Origin of the sequence: Ensifer sp. Root423 (assembly GCF_001426275.1) — a bacterium.
Lineage (GTDB): Bacteria > Pseudomonadota > Alphaproteobacteria > Rhizobiales > Rhizobiaceae > Ensifer > Ensifer adhaerens.
The window spans coordinates 1-16060 of record NZ_LMEG01000023.1; the positions used below are offsets into that span (position 1 = coordinate 1).

Genomic DNA, 16060 nt, shown 5'->3' on the forward strand with positions numbered 1-16060 from the left:
GCGGCGATAAAGGCCGTGCCGAAGGAGATCTTCAAGGCATTGAGCGTGCGCGGATCAAGCGCCAGCGCCACGAACTGCGCCCAGCCGAGCCCGCTGGCGCGAAACACCAGACCCGACAGCGGGATCAACACGATCAGAACCAGCCAGCTCAGCGTGATCCCGAGCGACAATCCAAATCCAGGCAAAACACTCGGCTGGCGAAATCGCCAGGGTGCAGTCTTCGTCGCATCCGTCAATGGCACTACCTTTGCAGTCTTTACGCGGCACGATGAAACGCGCTTCGCTCGAGGGCTCGGCCCGGCGCGACGCGAAGCAGCGCGCGCAGCCGGGCTCGCCGGCTGCGCGCGCTGTTCAGGTTTTATTGGCCCGGCTTGTAGAGCGTGTCGAAGACACCGCCGTCGCCGAAGAATTTCGGCTGGGCTTCTTTCCAGCCGCCGAAGTCTTCGATGGTGACGAGCTTCAGTTCGCCGAACCGCTTGATATCGGCCGGGTCTGCCGCTGCCGGCTTGAACGGCCGGTAGTAGTGCTTGGCCGCGATCTTCTGGCCGGCATCGCTGTAGAGGTAGCCGAGATAGGCTTCCGCCACCTTGCGTGTACCCTTGGTGTCGACGTTGCCGTCGACGAGCGCTACGGGCGGCTCCGCCTTGATCGAGATCGACGGCGTGACGATCTCGAACTTGTCGGGGCCGAGTTCCTCGAGCGACAGGTAGGCTTCGTTTTCCCAGGCGAGCAGCACGTCGCCGAGGCCGCGCTGCACGAAGGTCGTCGTAGCGCCACGCGCGCCGGTATCGAGCACCGGCACGTGCTTGAAGAGCTCGGTCACATATTCCTGCGCCTTGGCGTCGTCACCGCCATTGGCGGAGCGGCCATAGGCCCAGGCAGCGAGGAAGTTCCAGCGCGCGCCGCCCGAGGTCTTCGGGTTTGGCGTGATCACCTGGATATCGGGCTTGACCAGATCGCCCCAGTCCTTGATGCCCTTGGGGTTGCCCTTGCGCACCAGGAACACGATCGTCGACGTGTAGGGCGCGCTGTTGTTTTCGAACTTCGTCTTCCAGTCTGCCGGGATCTTGCCGGTTTCCTTGGCGATCGCGTCGATGTCCGCTTCGAGCGCCAGCGTCACGACGTCGGCCTGCAGGCCGTCGATGACCGAGCGGGCCTGCTTGCCCGAACCGCCGTGCGACGTCTGGATCGTCACGGTCTCACCGGTGTCCGCCTTCCACTTCTCGGCAAAGGCAGCATTGAAGTCCTTGTAGAGTTCTCGTGTCGGATCATAAGACACGTTCAGGATCGTCGTGTCGGCAAACGCAACACTTGCAGCTCCCAGCTGCAGGCCTCCGAGCACGATTGCCAGTCCCACCATTCCGGTAATTCGTCCAAAGACCATTTCGACCTCCATTGGTTACCAGATAAAACTATCAATTTTGTCGACTGCTACAACGTAAACCGATGACGCCAGAAGCAGCTATGGGGAAATGTCCTATCGTTTTGTCGGGCTTTTCGGGAACGGTTTGCCTGCAACCGCCTCCGCGACCGCGCCAAACCAACGACAGAATACATGGAGAGCGCGAAGCGGCTGTCCAGAAAAAATGCGCGGCGGCGGAAATATTTGGCGCGCATCTGCGAGGAGGCGACGACGGCCGTGCTCGGCCGGCTGAACGCCGAAGACTTCCTCGGTTACTGGTCGGCGGTTGCCGGGGACGAAGCGGCCTGCTCTCGCGACCGCGGCTATGCGGACGGGCTGGTCGTGGCGGAAAAGGTGGTGTTTTCGAGGATGCTGACCGAAGCTCCCTGGGAGCGCACGCGGATCGCGAATGGATCGGTGATGGACGTCGTTTCAGACCTCAAGGCGTCCGGCGAAGGTGACATTCTCGTCAACAGCAGCGCCAGCCTCATCAAGTCGCTCCTTTCGGCCGACATGATCGACAGGCCCTATCTGCTGATCTGCCTGGAGATTGCAGGAGGTGGCGCGCGGCTCTTCGAGGACGGCCTGCCGGGCACGACGTGGCGCGTTGCGCACCAGGAGACGGGTGAGCGGGGCAAGATCGCGCTCGTTTATGACCGGGTCCGCTGAGCGCGGAGCGTCAAGAGTGGCGGCGCGGCAAACGCGCCGCTCAACTATGGCGACCGGCTAAAGCACGTGGCCGCGCGCCACTACCGGCCAGATATCCTTCAGCCTGTCGCCTTCGACGATATGGACGGCGTCGAACATGTTGGTCACGACGCAGGCGTGGTTCGGCACGATCCTCAGCTGCTCGCCGACCTTGAGCCCGATTGGCCCGTCGGTGACGAGGCGGCCGTGTTCCTCAGAGAGCTGGTCGATGCGGATGTCGTCGCGGCCGAGCACGTGGCCGTAGCCGGTGAGGCCGAGTAGATCCGAGGTCAGCACCTTGCTGCCGGCATCGATGATGGCGCGGTTCTCGGAGGGGACCGAGACGACGGTCGCAAGCACCGTCAGCGCGCACTCGTCCCAGCCGGCGACGCCGCGCGAAACCAGCGAGCGGTCGTTGTAGATATAGGTTCCGGGGCGGTATTCGCTGGCAACAGGCGCGCCGTCGGCATGCATCATGCTCGGCGTGCCGCCTGAGGTGATGGCGGGGACAGTGATGCCGTCGGCCTCGATCAACTGCTTCGCCTCGCTCATGAAGGCCTGGACCTTCGCCTGGCCGTTGACGGGCGGATAGGTCATCAGGCCGCCGAACACGAGCCCCTTTGCCTCTTCGATCCGGCGGGCGAGCTTGGCGGCCTCTGCCGGGGAGCCGACACCGCAGCGATCGGCGCCGGTGTTGCATTCGACAAGCACGTGCAGCGGCCTGTCCTTGTCGGCGAAATAGCCGGCGAGCCCGTCGATGACCGTTTCGCTGTCGGCGACGACCGAGAGCGAAACGCGGTCATTGAGCCGCTCCAGCCGCGCCATCTTGGCGTCGCCGAGAATGTTGTAGGTGATCAGCACGTCCTTGATCCGGTCGCTGCCCGCAACCATTGCCTCCGCCTCGGTGACCTTCTGGCAGGTGATGCCGATGGCGCCGGCTTGAAGTTGAAGCTCGGCCATCTGCGGCAGCTTGTGCGTCTTGATGTGGGGGCGCACGCGAATGCCGTGCTCATCCGCATAGGCCTGAAAGCGCTCGATGTTGCGCTTGGCAATTTCAAGATCGACGAGAACGGCCGGGGTTTCGATCGGCAGGGGCATCGCGACTCAACTCCTCTTGGGCGGCGCAGGATCGGGGCGAAACTACCTCAACTGCCCTTGACAAGATATGACCGCGGGCCTTTGATACGTCAATCCATTATTCAAGATTATGATGCATAGTAATAGAATAATGGTGGGGAGGCTAAAAAAGGGAGGAATGAAATGAGCAAGACCGTTTTTGCAGCGGCTGCCGTCGCAGTCATGGCTATGGCCGGCTCGGCCTTGGCCCAGGAGCCGGCGAGCAAGCTGGACGAAGTTATCGCCCGCGGCCATCTGGTCATGGGCACCGGCAGCACCAATGCGCCGTGGCATTTCAAGAGCGCCGACGACAAGCTGCAGGGCTTCGATGTCGACATGGGGCGCATCATCGCCAAGGCCCTCTTCGGCGATCCGGAGAAGATCGAGTTCGTCAACCAGTCGTCCGACGCCCGCATTCCGAACATCACCACGAACAAGGTGGACATCACCTGCCAGTTCATGACGGTGACCGGTGAGCGCGCGCAGCAGATCGCCTTCACCATTCCCTACTATCGCGAGGGCGTGGGCCTGATGCTGAAGGCCGACGGCAAATATGCTGACTACGCTGCGCTCAAGGCCGGCGGCTCGTCCGTCACCGTATCCGTCCTGCAAAACGTCTATGCCGAGGCCATGGTGCATGCCGCCTTGCCGGAAGCGACGGTCGACCAGTACGAGTCCGTCGACCTTATCTATCAGGCGCTGGAATCCGGTCGTGCCGACACGGTCGCCACCGACCAGTCGTCGCTCGCCTGGTACATGACGCAGAACCCCAACCGCTATAAGGATGCCGGCTACGGCTGGAACCCGCAGACCTATGCCTGCGGCGTCAAGCGCGGCGACCAGGACTGGCTGAACTTCGTCAACACCGCACTGCACGAGGCGATGACCGGCGTCGAGTTCGATTTCTATGCGAAGTCGTTCAAGACCTGGTTCGGCAAGGACCTTGCTCCGCCGCAGATCGGATTCCCGGTCGAGTACAAGTAAGCCTCTCCGGGGCGATCCCGCCGCCTGCGGGGTCGTCCTGCGTCCTTCGGCATGGGTGGCTGAAACATGGGCTATACTCTGAATTTTGCCGCCGTCTGGCGCTCTTTCGATCTTCTGCTCGAAGGGCTGGCGCTCAGTCTCGGCCTCGCCTTCGCGGCAATCCTTGCGGGTTGCCTGATCGGTCTCGTCACCGCTTTCGGGCTGGTGTCGAAAAACCTGTTCCTGCGCAAGCCGGCCGGTCTCTATGTGACCGTCATCCGCAACACGCCGATCCTGGTGCTGGTACTGTTCAGCTACTTCGCCTTGCCGCAGCTCGGCGTCAGGCTCGGCAAGATCGAGAGCTTCGTGCTGACGCTGGCGATCTATTCCGGCGCCTATCTCGCCGAAGTCTTCCGCGGTGGGCTGCTTTCAGTTCCGCCGGGGCAGCGCGAGGCGGGGCTGGCGATCGGGCTCACGGAAATGCAGATACGCACCTCGATCATCCTTCCCTTGATGCTGCGCAACGTCCTGCCATCCTTGAGCAGCACGATGATCTCGCTGTTCAAGGACACTTCGCTTGCAGCCGCGATCGCAGTACCCGAACTGACCTTCGAGGCGCGCAAGATCAATGTCGAGACCTTTCGGGTGATCGAAACTTGGATCGTTGCGAGCTGCCTCTATGTCGCCACCTGCTCGGTATTGGCCGCCTTGATGCGCGCGGTCGAGAGCCGTCTCTCCGTGCCGAGGTGATCGCCATGGATTTTCCAGCATTTCTCGACCAGCTCTGGCTCGCCCGCATTCCCTTGCTGAAGGGGCTTGGTGTCTCGATCTCGATCTCCTTCCTGTCGATCGTCGTCGGAACGGTGCTCGGCGTCTTCGTCGGCCTGGCGCTCACCTATGGCTATCGCCCGGTGCAATGGGTCGTGCGCGGCTATACGGATTTCATCCGTGGCACGCCGGTGCTGGTGCTCGTTCTGGCGAGCTACTATGTGCTTAGCACCGTCGGTATCGATCTCGGGCCCTTCCAGGCCGGCATCCTGGCGCTCTCGGTCTTCTGCAGTTCGCATGTCGGCGAGCTCGTCCGCGGCGCCCTGCAGGCGATCCCGAAGGGGCAGACGGAGGCGGCGAAAGCAATCGGCCTGACATTCTCGCAGACCTTCGTCTACGTGCTCGGGCCGCAGGCGTTGCGGCAGGCGCTGCCGGCCTGGGTCAATACGGCGGCCGAGATGGTCAAGGCCTCGACGCTTCTGTCGATCATCGGCGTCGCCGAGCTTCTGCTTCGCACCCAGGAGCAGATCTCCCGCAGCTTCATGAGCCTGGAGTTCTATTTCTTCGCCGGCTTCCTCTATTTCGTCATCAACTACAGCATCGAGCGTTTCGGCCGTTACGTCGAACGCAAGACCGCTGTCCCATCCTGAGGCTTCGGCTCCGATGACCCAGACACTGCTTGAAATCCGTGACCTCCACAAACGCTACGGCGCCGTCGAAGTGCTGAAGGGCGTCGACTGCACCATGGCACAAGGGGAGGTCATCTCCATCATCGGCTCCAGCGGCTCGGGCAAGACGACGATGCTGCGCTGTATCAACATGCTGGAGGAGTTCCAGGGCGGCTCGATCCGCATCGACGGCCAGGAGATCGGCTACGAGACCGTGGGCGGCCAACGCCGCCGCAAGAAGGAAAAGGAAATCGCCCGCCAGCGGGCGATGACCGGCATGGCCTTCCAGCAGTTCAACCTCTTCCCGCATATGACCGCGGCCAGAAACATCATGCTCGGCCTGATGAAGGTCCGCGGTATGGGACGCGATGAGGCGCGGGCGGTTGCCGAGAAATGGCTGGACCGTGTCGGGCTGCTCTCACGCATGGATCACTATCCCGGCCAGCTCTCCGGCGGCCAGCAGCAGCGCGTGGCGATCGCCCGGGCGATCGCAATGAACCCGAAGCTGATGCTGTTCGATGAAGTGACCTCGGCGCTCGATCCGGAACTCGTCAACGAGGTGCTGCAGGTGATCAAGGGGCTTGCCGAAGACGGCATGAGCATGCTGCTCGTCACCCACGAAATGCGCTTTGCCTATGAGGTCTCGACGCGCGTGATCTTCATGAACCAGGGCCGCATCGGCGAAGAGGGCAACCCGAAGCAAATGTTCGTGAAGCCGCAGACCGAGCGCCTGGCGGAGTTCCTGAAAAGCTCGTCGTTCAATTGATGTGGGGGCTATGATCGGGCCGGCCGCCGCGGCAGCGACGGTCGGCTCTTGTTCGTCGCGAAAGGCTCAGCCTTTCGCCAGCGACCGGCCGCTTTGCGGATCAAAGAGATGCAGCGCATCCGCCTCGATGCTAAAGGCGCGCTCGTCACCGGCCAGAAGCGAGCTGCGCGGTGGCAGGCAGGCGGTGATGCGCTGCTCACCGATCCGTGCCGTGGTGACAAGTTCTGGGCCTGTCAGTTCGACCACTTCGACGCGCGCCTTGAATTGCGGCCCAGTCTCGTCGCTGGAGGCCAGCCGCAGCGCTTCTGGGCGGATGCCGATCTTGACGCGCTGACCATCGGAGACCACACCGCGAAAATGGGACGGCAGGGCGATTGCCTGATCACCGCCGGCGATCGTCACCTGACCCTGAGCAACAGTCGCATCCAAGATGTTCATCGGCGGCGAGCCGACGAAGCCGGCGACATAGAGCGTGGCGGGCCGGTCGTAGATCTGTTCCGGCGTGCCCAGTTGCTCGATCCTCCCGTCGCGCATGACGGCGATACGGGTCGCAAGCGTCATCGCCTCGATCTGGTCGTGGGTGACGTAGACGACAGTCGTCTTCAGCATCTGGTGCAGGCGCTTGAGCTCGGTGCGCATTTCCATGCGCAGCTTGGCGTCGAGGTTGGAGAGCGGCTCGTCGAAGAGGAAGACCTGCGGATTGCGCACCAGTGCGCGGCCGATCGCGACGCGTTGGCGCTGGCCGCCGGAGAGCTGGCTTGGCTTGCGCTCGAGCAGGTTCTCGATTTGCAACAGCTTGGCGGTTTCTTTTACCGCCTTCTCGCGTTCGGCGACCGGAACCTTGCGCATCTCCAGGCCGAAGCCGATGTTCCGCGCAACGCTCATGTTCGGGTAGAGCGCATAGGACTGGAACACCATGGCGATGTCGCGATCCTTCGGATGCGCGCCAAGAATTGAGCGCTCGCCGATGCGGATGTCGCCGCCGCTTGGCTCCGCCAGTCCGGCGATGATGTTGAGAAGCGTGGACTTGCCGCAGCCGGATGAGCCGAGAAGGACCAGGAACTCGCCGCTTTCGAGCGCGATGTCGATGCCCTTCAGCGTCTCGACTTCGCCATAGCGCTTGTGAATGTTCTCAATCGCAAGTGCGCTCATGCGCCGGTCTCCTGAAGGTAGGACGAAAGCGGTTGGCCGTAGCTGCGCGGCAGGGTGGAGATCGCCTCGGAAGCGATGGCGACGCCGGTGCGCAGACAGGCTTCGAGCGGCATCTCGGCGGCAAGTGCCGCGAGGAAGCCTGCATTGAAGACGTCGCCGGCGCCGATCGTATCGACCACGGTGACGACGGGTGCTGGCGACGATGAAAGGCGGCCTTCCGCGTCAATGGCGATCGCGCCGTGTGGTCCGCGCTTGACGACGACGATCGCGCCTTCGGGCATATGTTTTCGGAGTTCGCGTGCCGCCTCGGCCGGGTCGGTGACACCTGTCAGCGTCGTCGTTTCGACCTCGTTGAACAGCGCGAGCCGGCAGCGCTTCATCCAGCCGATGGTCGCGGCGCAGTTCGCCTCCGTCCAGCCGTCGAGCGGCCAGCCAGTGTCGAGTGCCACCGCAATGTCGTGCGCATCGGCCCAGTCGAAGAAACGATCGTATTCGGCCGTCAATGCGTCCGTCAGGAACGAGCCGGTCAGAAGCGCGTAGCCGCCGCGCAGCTTCTTGCCGTCGAGCATCGCCCAGACTTCCTCGAAGGTGAGGAGCGGCAGATGTCCGCGCGTGGTGAAGAAGGTGCGCTCGCCGTCCGGATGGGTGATGCCGACGGAGAGCGTGGTGCCGACGCTTTCGACCGGCCAGGACACGGACCGCTCGGGAAAGGCCTGCCTCAGCCAGGTGCCGAACTGGTCGTTGCCGACATTGGCTGCGATTGCGTAGTCGACGCCGAGCGAATCCCAGGCGAGCGCGCTGTTGCCGGCGCAGCCGCCGACGCGCAACTCGTCATGGTCGACGATGATTTCGGTTCCGGCTTTCGGCCAGGGGGCCGCCGGCCCGAGGATGAGGTCGACATTGGCGTTGCCGACCACGGCAAGAGGACGCATCGTTATTCGCTCCGGGTAATCTTGGTCGAGCGCACCGGAGTGCCGGCATTCTCGACGCGGGCCGCCGCAAAGGCGATCATGAAGGACTGCGCGACCGGCAGCATGGCGAAGATTGCCGCGAGGCCAGTGGCCGGCGCAAAGGGAATGGTGGTGACACCATCGCTCGCCGCCTCGCCGGAAGCGTCGAAGACGATGACCGGCGAACCGGCTTCGGCGGCCGAGATCGCCATAGCGCGAACGAGCCCGGCGGTTGCATCCGCTCCACGGAAGAGAACGACGCCAACCGAAGGGCCGAGCATTTCCATAGGCCCATGCCGGAGCTGACCGCCTTCGAGCGAGAAACAGGGCAGGCGCGAGAGTTCGGTCAAGCCGAGACCGATCGCCTCTGCGAGGCCCTGCAGGCGACGGCCTGAGGTGACGACGGAGCGGACGTTGCTCAGGGCCGCAAGCGCTGCGGACGTATCCGGCGATTGCGGGTTTTCCAACGCGGAAAGCGCTTCGCCGGTGTCATCGCCGAGGGCTGCGAGGACGGAGAGGTGCAGGGCGAAGCTGATTGTCAGGCTGCGGGTAGCAGCAAAGGCCTTTTCGGTGCCGCCGACGCCGACCAGCGAAGGCGCGTTGCTTGCGAGGAAGGAGCCACCTTCCAGCGTCAACCCGAACGTGTGCGGCGTTCCGCCATCGGTCTCGGCGAACCAGCGCAGCACTTCGGCGCTTTCGCCGGACTGCGAAGTGATGAGGATCGTCTTGTCCTCGATCGACAGCGGCTGGCCGAGCTGCTCTGAAAGCGGCAGGGCGACGGCGTCGATGCCATGAGCGCGGTAGAGCGGTTCGACAGCGCGGCCGACCGCATGCGAGCCGCCCATGCCGAGCAGCAAGAGTTTGCCGGTCGCTTTCAGCGAGCGGGCGATCTCTGCGGCGCGCGGCGCTGCGCCGCGGACGGAGGCGACCGCATCGGCGGCCTGCCACGCCATTTCACGATCGATTGCGGCGAGCCCTGCGGGGCGTTCCGAAGTGGTCATGGCCGTCATCCCTTCACACCGCCGCTGGTAAGCCCGGAGATCAGGGCACGTTGCATGACGAGGCCGATCAGTACCGGGGGCAGGGCGGCCAGCACCCCGGCTGTGGCGATCAGCCCGTAATCGGAGACACGGCCGCCGGCGAGATCGGAAATGGCAACCGTAAGCGTCTTGGCGCGCAGGTCCGACGTGAAGAGCAGCGCGTAGAAGAATTCATCCCAGGCAAGCAGGAAGGCAAAGAGTGCCGATGTCGCCATGACGGGTGCTGCGAGCGGCAGGGTGATGAGCCTCAGGATCTGGTCGAGGCGGGCGCCGTCGATCATCGCGGCACTCTCGATCTCCTTGGGGATGGAATCAAAGCCGGATTTCAGCAGCCAGGTGGTGAAGGGCGCCAGAATGGTGAGGTAGACAAGGGCCAGGCCGAACACAGAATTCAGAAGCCCGAGATAGGCAAGCCCCATGTAGAGCGGCACTGCGAGCGCCACCGGCGGCAGCATGTAGGTGGCGATCACCGCATAGAGCGACCAGGAGACATTTGACGTGCGCGACACCGCCCAGGCGGCCGGAATGGCGACCGCGATCGCTGCCAGCGTCGCCATGCCGGCGACCTTCAGGCTGTTGAACAGCGAAGCGGTAAAGGCCGCACCCGCGCTGTTCTCGATCGTCGACAGAAGCAGCCGGTAGCGCGAGAGGTCGATTTCCTCCGGCCACCAGTTGAGCGGCTTCGCCGAGAGGTCGGCGGCCGACGAGATGCTCATGACGAAGAGCCAGAGGATGGGGGCGAGAATGATTGCCGCCAAGAGCAGCGCTGCCGCATAGACGAAAACGGTAAAGAGTGGGCTTTGGCGTTCCATCACGAGGCTCCCGCGGCTTTGCGCACCATGGCCGCGTAGGCAACGGCGAGCACGGTTACGAGCAGGGTGACGATCAGCGCCAGCGACGCGCCGGATCCCGCCCGCTGGAAGGAGAAGGCTTCCTGATAGACCAGGATCGACAGGGTGCGGGTGCTGTTGGCCGGACCACCGCGCGTCATCACCCAGATGAGGTCGAAGACCTTGAACGCCTCGATGGTGCGCAGCACCAGCGCAACCAGCAGCGGGCCTGCGAGATAGGGCATGATCACGTAGCGGAAACGGTTGAAGGGGCCCGCGCCATCGACGAGCGAGGCGGCGGTGATATCTCGCGGCACGGCCTGGAGGGCGGCAAGCGCGATCAGCGCGACCAGCGGAAAGTTCTTCCAGCAATCGGCGACGATCAATGCCGCCAGCGCCGAGCCGGGTTCGCCGAGCCAGGAGCGGTAGCTGTCGATCACTCCGAACTGCAACAGGGCGGCGTTGAGCGCGCCGTATTCCGGGTTGTAGATCAGCCGCCACAGCGTGGCATTGACCACGGTCGGCAGCGCCCAGGGCAGGATCATCAGGGCTCTGAGCGCCGTGCGGCCGCGGAATTGCTGGTTGAGCAGTAGGGCTGCGAGCACGCCCAGCACCATTTCCGCGGTAACGGAGACGACCGCGAACCAGGTCGTCGTGATGAACGCACGCTGGAAATTCGAGCCGCCAAGCATCTTGGCATAATTGTCGACGCCGACGAACGTGCCTTCGGTGCCGACGAGCTTGGCGTCGGTGAAGGAAAGCCTGATCGTGTCGATCAACGGCCAGCCGATGACGGCGATCATCACCGCCAGCAGTGGCAGCATGAGCAGCCATGCGCGCGTTGTTATCCAGGTGCCGGACATAGGATGGAAACCTTCTCGGGCCTAGGGAGCCCCGTCATGCTATCGTTTATTGCCCCGGACCGTAATCGACCCAAGCGAATGATGCGCCAAATCAAAGTGTTAAAGCGTTGCGGCGGCGCCGCCAATTCCCGCGGTCCCCGGGCGGTTTCCCGCCCGGGGCTTGGGAGGGCGGCTCAAAGGCCGCTGTTTTCGGCCGCCGTCTTCAGGGCGTCTTCGGCCGAGGCCTGGCCGAGAAGCGCTTCCTGGATCGCCTGTTGAAGGGCGGTCGAAAGTTCCTGGTACTTGGGGGTCGTCGGGCGCGGATACATGGCAGCGAGGCCAAGCTTGGCAGCACCGATCAGCTCTTCCTGGCCCTTGGTGACGCTGGCGTCCTCATAGGAGGAGGCCCAGATCGGCAGGCTGAGCTTGGCGTAGGCGTTCTGCGTCTGCTGCGAGGTCATGTAGACGATGTACTTCCAGGCATCGTCCGGGTTCTTGCTGGTCGAGGTGACGCCGAGGCCCATCGAGCCGTTGACGGCCGAGACTTCGCTCTTGCCGGCCACGCCCGGTGCCGGCACGACGCCGACCTTGCCCGCGACCTTGCTTTCCTTCGGATCGTTGGCGAGGTTGTACATGTAGGTCCAGTTGAGAGCGAAGGCGGCTTCGCCGTTCTGGAACACCTTGCGCACGTCCTCCTCCAGGAATTCCTTGGAGTTCGGGTTGGTCAGGCCCGAGGTGTAGCTCGTCACCATGTAGTTGAGCGCGTCGAGACCGCCGCCAGAGGTGAAGGCCGGCTTGCCGCCATCGATGAACTTGCCGCCATAGGCGCTGACAAGCGTGGTGTAGTCGCAGATCGCGGCTTCGGCCTGCGACCAGCTCCAGGCGATCGGGGTTGCGAGCAGACCCTTGTCCTTGATGACCTTGGCCTGTTCGGCAAGCTCGTCCCAGGTCTTCGGCGGTGCCTTGATGCCGGCCTTCTCCAGGATTTCCTTGTTGTAGAACAGGTACTTGGTGTCGAGGATCCAGGGCATGCCGTAGCGCTTGCCGTCATATTCGACCGTCGTCCAGGCGCCGGGCAGCACGCCGGACTTCATCTCGTCGGTGATGCGGTCGGTGACGTCGACGAGCACCTTGTTGGCGGCATATTCGGCCGGCCAGATCACGTCGAAGAGCACGACGTCGTAGCCGCCGCCGGAGCCCTGTGCCAGCACGGTCTTGTCGTGCAGGCCTTCATAGGGAACGAATTCGAGATTGACCTTCACATCCGGGTTGGCCTTGGTGAAGGCCTCGGTCATGGCGCGTACATCCGCCTCGCTATAGGCGGCCTGCGCCATGAACAGTGCGTTGAGCGTCGTTTCAGCATGCGCGTGGCCAGCGAATGAGACGCCGGCAAGGGTCGCGCAAAGCAGCGTCGTTCTTATGGATTTCAACATTCCTACCTCCCAATGACATAAGCGTTTCAGATTTCCCGGCATGCCTTATGCGGCACGCCGCATGCGAGAAGTCCGCTCTTCACAAAGCGGCTGTCGACATAACAATTGGAGCGCTCGCGGTCGGTCCTGCCGCCGCTGTCGTTCCCCCGAAGCTCTTTTCGGCTTCTATTAAGTCAATTGTCTTGACTTATTTTTTGTTCAATATTCTAACAGTGTCAAGAGGGGTTTTTGGATGAACGATATGCGCCTGATCCGGGCGAAGAGCGGCACCAATCAGGAGGGGACGAGCGCGCATAACCGCCGCGTCATGATCGACGCGTTGCGACTGAACGGCCAATTGTCCCGCGCGGAACTTGCCCGCGCGACGGCGCTGACGAAGCAGACCGTTTCCAACATCATCGAAGATCTGGAGCGCGACGGGCTGGTCGAGTCACTGCAAGCAGTGCGTAATGGCCGCGGGCAGCCTTCGACGCCCTACCGGCTGGTGCCGGAAGGCGCGTTCGCAATCGGGCTGCAGATCGACCGGCACGTGACGCGTACGATCGCGGTCGATCTCGTCGGCCGGGTGCTCGCCCGCGGCGAGGCCAACCTGCCGGCCGGCGGGCCGGCGACCGGGGTCAGGACCATCCTGGAGCTGATCGAAAAGACCCGCCGTGACCTGACGGCGCTTGCGCCGCATTCGGAGGATCGCCTGGTCGGGCTTGGCGCTGCCATGCCGGGTCCCTTCGGCGTGGAGGCCGATGCCGACGACCCCTGGATGATGGCCGCCTGGCAGAACTTTCCGTTGCTCGAAACGCTTGCGGCGGGCACCGGGCTCGATGTCGGCCTGCAGAACGACGCCGCTGCAGCCGCCACCGCCGAGCGTATGGTCGGGGCGGCGCATGGCGTCGATCATGCGATCTGCATTTACTTCGGCTATGGCCTCGGCGCAGGCCTGATCCTCAACGGCGAACTCTATCGCGGCGCGAACGGCAATGCCGGCGAGATCGGCATGATCCTCAGCTTGCCGCGCGGGGCCAGTTCCGACGAGCGCATGCCGCTCGAACACCGCGCCTCGATCGCTTCGCTGTGCAAGCTTCTGGACCTCGACCCCGCCGATCCGGACCTCTATGCACGCATCGATGCTGTGGCAGAGAGCCCGGACCAAAGGCTGCTGCGGTGGATCGATGCCGCTGCCTTTGAAATGCGCGCGGCTGTTCAGGCGCTGGAAACGATCTTCGACCCGCAGACGGTGATCCTCTGCGGTGGCCTTCCGCCGGGCCTTGCGCGCCTGTTGACCGACGCGATGATGCCGCTGCTTCCGTCGATAGCCGACCGGCGAGACCGTACACTTCCTCGGCTGCAGGTCGGCTTCACCGATCCTTGGGCGGTGGCGATCGGCGCTGCCGCCGAGCCGATCAGCCGGACCTTCGATCCGCGCTTTTCCGCGATCCTCAAGACCCGGGCTGGCGCCGCCATCTGACCGCCGGCTTTAGACGATCAGGTCCGGGGTTCGTCCAGACGGGCGAGTTCCGCAAACTCGGTGCCGAGAAAATCGAGCAGGGCGCGGACGGAGGGAAGCAGGCCGCGCCGCGACGGGAAGGCAGCATGAATGATGCCGGCCTTCGGCGCCCAATCGGGCAGCACGTCGACAAGCGTGCCGTCTTTCAGGTCCTGCCGCACGACCATGGTCGGCAGCTGGCAGATGCCGACGCCGTTGAGCGCGGCCAGCCGCAGGGCCACCATGTCTTCGGTTACGAGGCGTGGCCGATGTCGGACGATCGCGGTCGCGCCGTTGGGACCGTCGAGCCGCCAGTCGTGGCTTTGGCGGTCGGGGTTCCAGGCAAGGCTCGGCAGGCCGCCGAGATCCGCCGGTGCCGGCGGGTTGCTCAAACCGGCAAGCAGCCTGGGGCTGGCGACCAGCCTTTGTTTGCTCTCGGCGAACCGCTTGACGACGAGATCGCTTTCCTCGAGCGGCGGGAAGCGCACGCGGATGGCGACATCGATGCCTTCACGCAGAACGTCGACGCGGCGATTGGTGCTTTCGAGCACCACCTCGACCTTCGGGCATTCGGCCATGAAGCGCGCGATCATCTCGCCCACCTGGAAATAGACGACCGACGACGGGCAGCTGACATGAACCACGCCCTGCGGTTCGGAACGGGTGCGGTCGATCATTTCCTGCGCCGCCTCGGCCTCCACCAGCATGGCGACGCAGTGGCGGTAATATTCCCGTCCGATCTCGGTGATGACGAAGTGGCGCGTCGAGCGCTGCACCAGCCGCACCCCGAGGCGCTCTTCGAGAAGGCCGATGCGACGGCTCAGGCGCGAGCGCGGCATGTTCAGTTTCCGGGCCGCGGCAGCAAAGCCGTTCTGTTCGACGACGTCGACGAACAGCTTGAGATCGTTCAAATCCTGCATGGGCGTTTGTCCTGTTTTCAGGACACTGTAGACCGATAGGGCTGTCTAGCGCCAGATTTGGTGCAGGCATATCTTCCCTCCAACGCTCTCGCTGACATGGCGAGACCAAGGAGAAACAGCCATGAGAAAGATACTCGGCATCTTCGGGAATGCGCATCCGCATTGGGTTGGCGATGGCTTCCCGGTCCGTTCGCTGCTGGCGCGTGACCGCGCCGGCGATCATGTGAGCCCGTTCCTTCTGCTCGACTATGCTGGGCCGATGAATTTTGCCCCTGGTGTCACGCCGCGCGGCGTCGGTGTGCATCCGCACCGCGGCTTCGAGACGGTGACGATCGTCTACCAGGGCGAGGTCGACCATCGCGACTCCGCCGGCAATGGCGGCCATATCGGTCCGGGTGACGTGCAATGGATGACGGCTGCGGGTGGTATCCTGCATGAGGAGTTCCATTCGGAGCGCTTCACACGCGAAGGCGGCACGCTCGAAATGGTGCAGCTCTGGGTCAACCTGCCGGCCGCCCACAAGAGTGTCGATCCCGGCTACCAGACGCTGCTCGACCGCGACATTCCGACGGTCAGCCTGCCGGATGGTGCGGGATCGCTCAGGGTGATCGCCGGAAGCTACGCCGGAACGCAAGGGCCGGCGCGCACCTTCACGCCCGTCAACCTCTGGGACCTGCGCCTGAAGCAGCGAGGCTCGCTCAGCCTCGATCTGCCCGAGGGCCATTCGCTCGGACTGGCGGTCCTGCGCGGTAATGTGCTCGTCAACGGTAGCGATCTTGTCGGAGAGGCGCAATTCGTTCTCTTCGGCCGCGACGGTGGCGGCATTACGCTGGACGCCAATTCGGATGCGACGGCGCTCATCTTGACCGGCGAGCCGATCGACGAACCGGTCGCCATGTACGGCCCCTTCGTCATGAACACCGAACAGGAAATCAGGCAGGCGATGACGGACTTCCAGTCCGGTCGATTCGGCAAGATCGCGAGCGTTTAGCCGCGCGAGACCGCATCGCGAACACGGAATGAACCACGACTGAACAGGAGAC

Annotated in this window: 16 protein-coding genes and 1 pseudogene; 7 read left to right on the forward strand and 10 right to left on the reverse strand. The window is 63.7% G+C overall.

The annotated features are described in order from the left end of the window. Together ASD01_RS36885 and ASD01_RS19490 are read right to left on the reverse strand one after the other, a co-directional pair. Window positions 1-236 (reverse strand): annotated as a pseudogene (locus ASD01_RS36885) (molybdate ABC transporter permease subunit); the annotation flags it as partial. A 122-nt stretch (window positions 237-358) separates the two neighbouring features. After that, window positions 359-1360: a sulfate ABC transporter substrate-binding protein gene (locus tag ASD01_RS19490; RefSeq protein ID WP_370689622.1), complete on the reverse strand. Its 1002-nt coding sequence runs from the start codon at window positions 1358-1360 to the stop codon at window positions 359-361. Window positions 1361-1555: 195 nt separating this feature from the next. On the opposite strand from ASD01_RS19490, the gene ASD01_RS19495 reads away from it, so the two are divergent. After that, window positions 1556-2071 carry a dihydrofolate reductase family protein gene (locus ASD01_RS19495; RefSeq protein WP_082584657.1) on the forward strand — a complete coding sequence of 172 codons (516 nt, stop codon included), beginning with the start codon at window positions 1556-1558 and terminating at the stop codon, window positions 2069-2071. A gap of 57 nt (window positions 2072-2128) precedes the next feature. On the opposite strand, the gene ASD01_RS19500 is transcribed toward ASD01_RS19495, so the two are convergent. Beyond that, window positions 2129-3187, reverse strand: coding sequence for a D-TA family PLP-dependent enzyme (locus tag ASD01_RS19500; protein ID WP_060644288.1), 1059 nt, complete (start codon window positions 3185-3187; stop codon window positions 2129-2131). Window positions 3188-3349: 162 nt separating this feature from the next. Here ASD01_RS19500 and ASD01_RS19505 point away from each other — a divergent pair, with 162 nt between their 5' ends. From ASD01_RS19505 to ASD01_RS19520, 4 genes are all read left to right on the forward strand, one after another. Continuing rightward, a complete protein-coding gene (locus tag ASD01_RS19505; protein WP_060521812.1) occupies window positions 3350-4189 on the forward strand; it encodes a transporter substrate-binding domain-containing protein in 840 nt (279 codons plus the stop codon). 66 nt (window positions 4190-4255) lie between these two features. After that, entirely contained in the window at window positions 4256-4918 is a 663-nt protein-coding gene (locus ASD01_RS19510) for an amino acid ABC transporter permease (RefSeq protein ID WP_060644289.1), read from the forward strand. A gap of 5 nt (window positions 4919-4923) precedes the next feature. Next, window positions 4924-5586: an amino acid ABC transporter permease gene (locus ASD01_RS19515; protein ID WP_034799100.1), complete on the forward strand. Its 663-nt coding sequence runs from the start codon at window positions 4924-4926 to the stop codon at window positions 5584-5586. Window positions 5587-5599: 13 nt separating this feature from the next. Continuing rightward, window positions 5600-6370 (forward strand): amino acid ABC transporter ATP-binding protein, encoded by a 771-nt coding sequence (locus tag ASD01_RS19520; RefSeq protein WP_034799101.1) that lies wholly within the window; start codon window positions 5600-5602, stop codon window positions 6368-6370. Between the two features lie 66 nt (window positions 6371-6436). Here ASD01_RS19520 and ASD01_RS19525 read toward each other — a convergent pair whose 3' ends face one another. The 6 genes from ASD01_RS19525 to ASD01_RS19550 form a co-directional block, all read right to left on the reverse strand. Next, window positions 6437-7522, reverse strand: coding sequence for an ABC transporter ATP-binding protein (locus ASD01_RS19525; protein ID WP_034799110.1), 1086 nt, complete (start codon window positions 7520-7522; stop codon window positions 6437-6439). After that, window positions 7519-8454, reverse strand: coding sequence for a carbohydrate kinase family protein (locus ASD01_RS19530; protein WP_034799113.1), 936 nt, complete (start codon window positions 8452-8454; stop codon window positions 7519-7521). Before ASD01_RS19530 ends, ASD01_RS19525 begins: the two co-directional genes overlap by 4 nt. A 2-nt stretch (window positions 8455-8456) precedes the next feature. Continuing rightward, on the reverse strand, window positions 8457-9473 hold the full coding sequence (locus tag ASD01_RS19535; protein WP_090426584.1) for an SIS domain-containing protein: 1017 nt from the start codon (window positions 9471-9473) through the stop codon (window positions 8457-8459). A gap of 5 nt (window positions 9474-9478) precedes the next feature. Next, the gene (locus ASD01_RS19540) at window positions 9479-10324 is read right to left on the reverse strand and encodes a carbohydrate ABC transporter permease (RefSeq protein ID WP_034799119.1); all 846 of its coding nucleotides are present in this window, start codon (window positions 10322-10324) and stop codon (window positions 9479-9481) included. After that, window positions 10324-11205: a carbohydrate ABC transporter permease gene (locus ASD01_RS19545; protein ID WP_060601602.1), complete on the reverse strand. Its 882-nt coding sequence runs from the start codon at window positions 11203-11205 to the stop codon at window positions 10324-10326. Before ASD01_RS19545 ends, ASD01_RS19540 begins: the two co-directional genes overlap by 1 nt. Window positions 11206-11378: 173 nt before the next feature. Continuing rightward, window positions 11379-12617 (reverse strand): extracellular solute-binding protein, encoded by a 1239-nt coding sequence (locus tag ASD01_RS19550; RefSeq protein ID WP_060521806.1) that lies wholly within the window; start codon window positions 12615-12617, stop codon window positions 11379-11381. A gap of 232 nt (window positions 12618-12849) precedes the next feature. Here ASD01_RS19550 and ASD01_RS19555 point away from each other — a divergent pair, with 232 nt between their 5' ends. After that, window positions 12850-14079 carry an ROK family transcriptional regulator gene (locus ASD01_RS19555; RefSeq protein ID WP_060521805.1) on the forward strand — a complete coding sequence of 410 codons (1230 nt, stop codon included), beginning with the start codon at window positions 12850-12852 and terminating at the stop codon, window positions 14077-14079. A gap of 17 nt (window positions 14080-14096) precedes the next feature. On the opposite strand, the gene ASD01_RS19560 is transcribed toward ASD01_RS19555, so the two are convergent. Continuing rightward, entirely contained in the window at window positions 14097-15017 is a 921-nt protein-coding gene (locus tag ASD01_RS19560; protein WP_060530235.1) for a LysR substrate-binding domain-containing protein, read from the reverse strand. Window positions 15018-15138: 121 nt separating this feature from the next. Between ASD01_RS19560 and ASD01_RS19565 the strand changes: the two genes are divergently transcribed. Then, window positions 15139-16008: a pirin family protein gene (locus ASD01_RS19565; RefSeq protein WP_060521803.1), complete on the forward strand. Its 870-nt coding sequence runs from the start codon at window positions 15139-15141 to the stop codon at window positions 16006-16008. Window positions 16009-16060: the final 52 nt, after the last annotated feature.

Excerpts from the sequence above, each read along its gene's own strand:
- ASD01_RS19545 (WP_060601602.1), bottom strand. The coding sequence starts at position 11,205 with ATGTCCGGCACCTGGATAACAACGCGCGCATGGCTGCTCATGCTGCCA.
- ASD01_RS19520 (WP_034799101.1), top strand. The coding sequence starts at position 5,600 with ATGACCCAGACACTGCTTGAAATCCGTGACCTCCACAAACGCTACGGC.
- ASD01_RS19555 (WP_060521805.1), top strand. The coding sequence starts at position 12,850 with ATGAACGATATGCGCCTGATCCGGGCGAAGAGCGGCACCAATCAGGAG.
- ASD01_RS19540 (WP_034799119.1), bottom strand. The coding sequence starts at position 10,324 with ATGGAACGCCAAAGCCCACTCTTTACCGTTTTCGTCTATGCGGCAGCG.
- ASD01_RS19550 (WP_060521806.1), bottom strand. The coding sequence starts at position 12,617 with ATGTTGAAATCCATAAGAACGACGCTGCTTTGCGCGACCCTTGCCGGC.
- ASD01_RS19560 (WP_060530235.1), bottom strand. The coding sequence starts at position 15,017 with ATGCAGGATTTGAACGATCTCAAGCTGTTCGTCGACGTCGTCGAACAG.
- ASD01_RS19565 (WP_060521803.1), top strand. The coding sequence starts at position 15,139 with ATGAGAAAGATACTCGGCATCTTCGGGAATGCGCATCCGCATTGGGTT.
- ASD01_RS19510 (WP_060644289.1), top strand. The coding sequence starts at position 4,256 with ATGGGCTATACTCTGAATTTTGCCGCCGTCTGGCGCTCTTTCGATCTT.
- ASD01_RS19525 (WP_034799110.1), bottom strand. The coding sequence starts at position 7,522 with ATGAGCGCACTTGCGATTGAGAACATTCACAAGCGCTATGGCGAAGTC.
- ASD01_RS19515 (WP_034799100.1), top strand. The coding sequence starts at position 4,924 with ATGGATTTTCCAGCATTTCTCGACCAGCTCTGGCTCGCCCGCATTCCC.
- ASD01_RS19505 (WP_060521812.1), top strand. The coding sequence starts at position 3,350 with ATGAGCAAGACCGTTTTTGCAGCGGCTGCCGTCGCAGTCATGGCTATG.
- ASD01_RS19495 (WP_082584657.1), top strand. The coding sequence starts at position 1,556 with ATGGAGAGCGCGAAGCGGCTGTCCAGAAAAAATGCGCGGCGGCGGAAA.
- ASD01_RS19500 (WP_060644288.1), bottom strand. The coding sequence starts at position 3,187 with ATGCCCCTGCCGATCGAAACCCCGGCCGTTCTCGTCGATCTTGAAATT.
- ASD01_RS19530 (WP_034799113.1), bottom strand. The coding sequence starts at position 8,454 with ATGCGTCCTCTTGCCGTGGTCGGCAACGCCAATGTCGACCTCATCCTC.
- ASD01_RS19535 (WP_090426584.1), bottom strand. The coding sequence starts at position 9,473 with ATGACCACTTCGGAACGCCCCGCAGGGCTCGCCGCAATCGATCGTGAA.
- ASD01_RS19490 (WP_370689622.1), bottom strand. The coding sequence starts at position 1,360 with ATGGTGGGACTGGCAATCGTGCTCGGAGGCCTGCAGCTGGGAGCTGCA.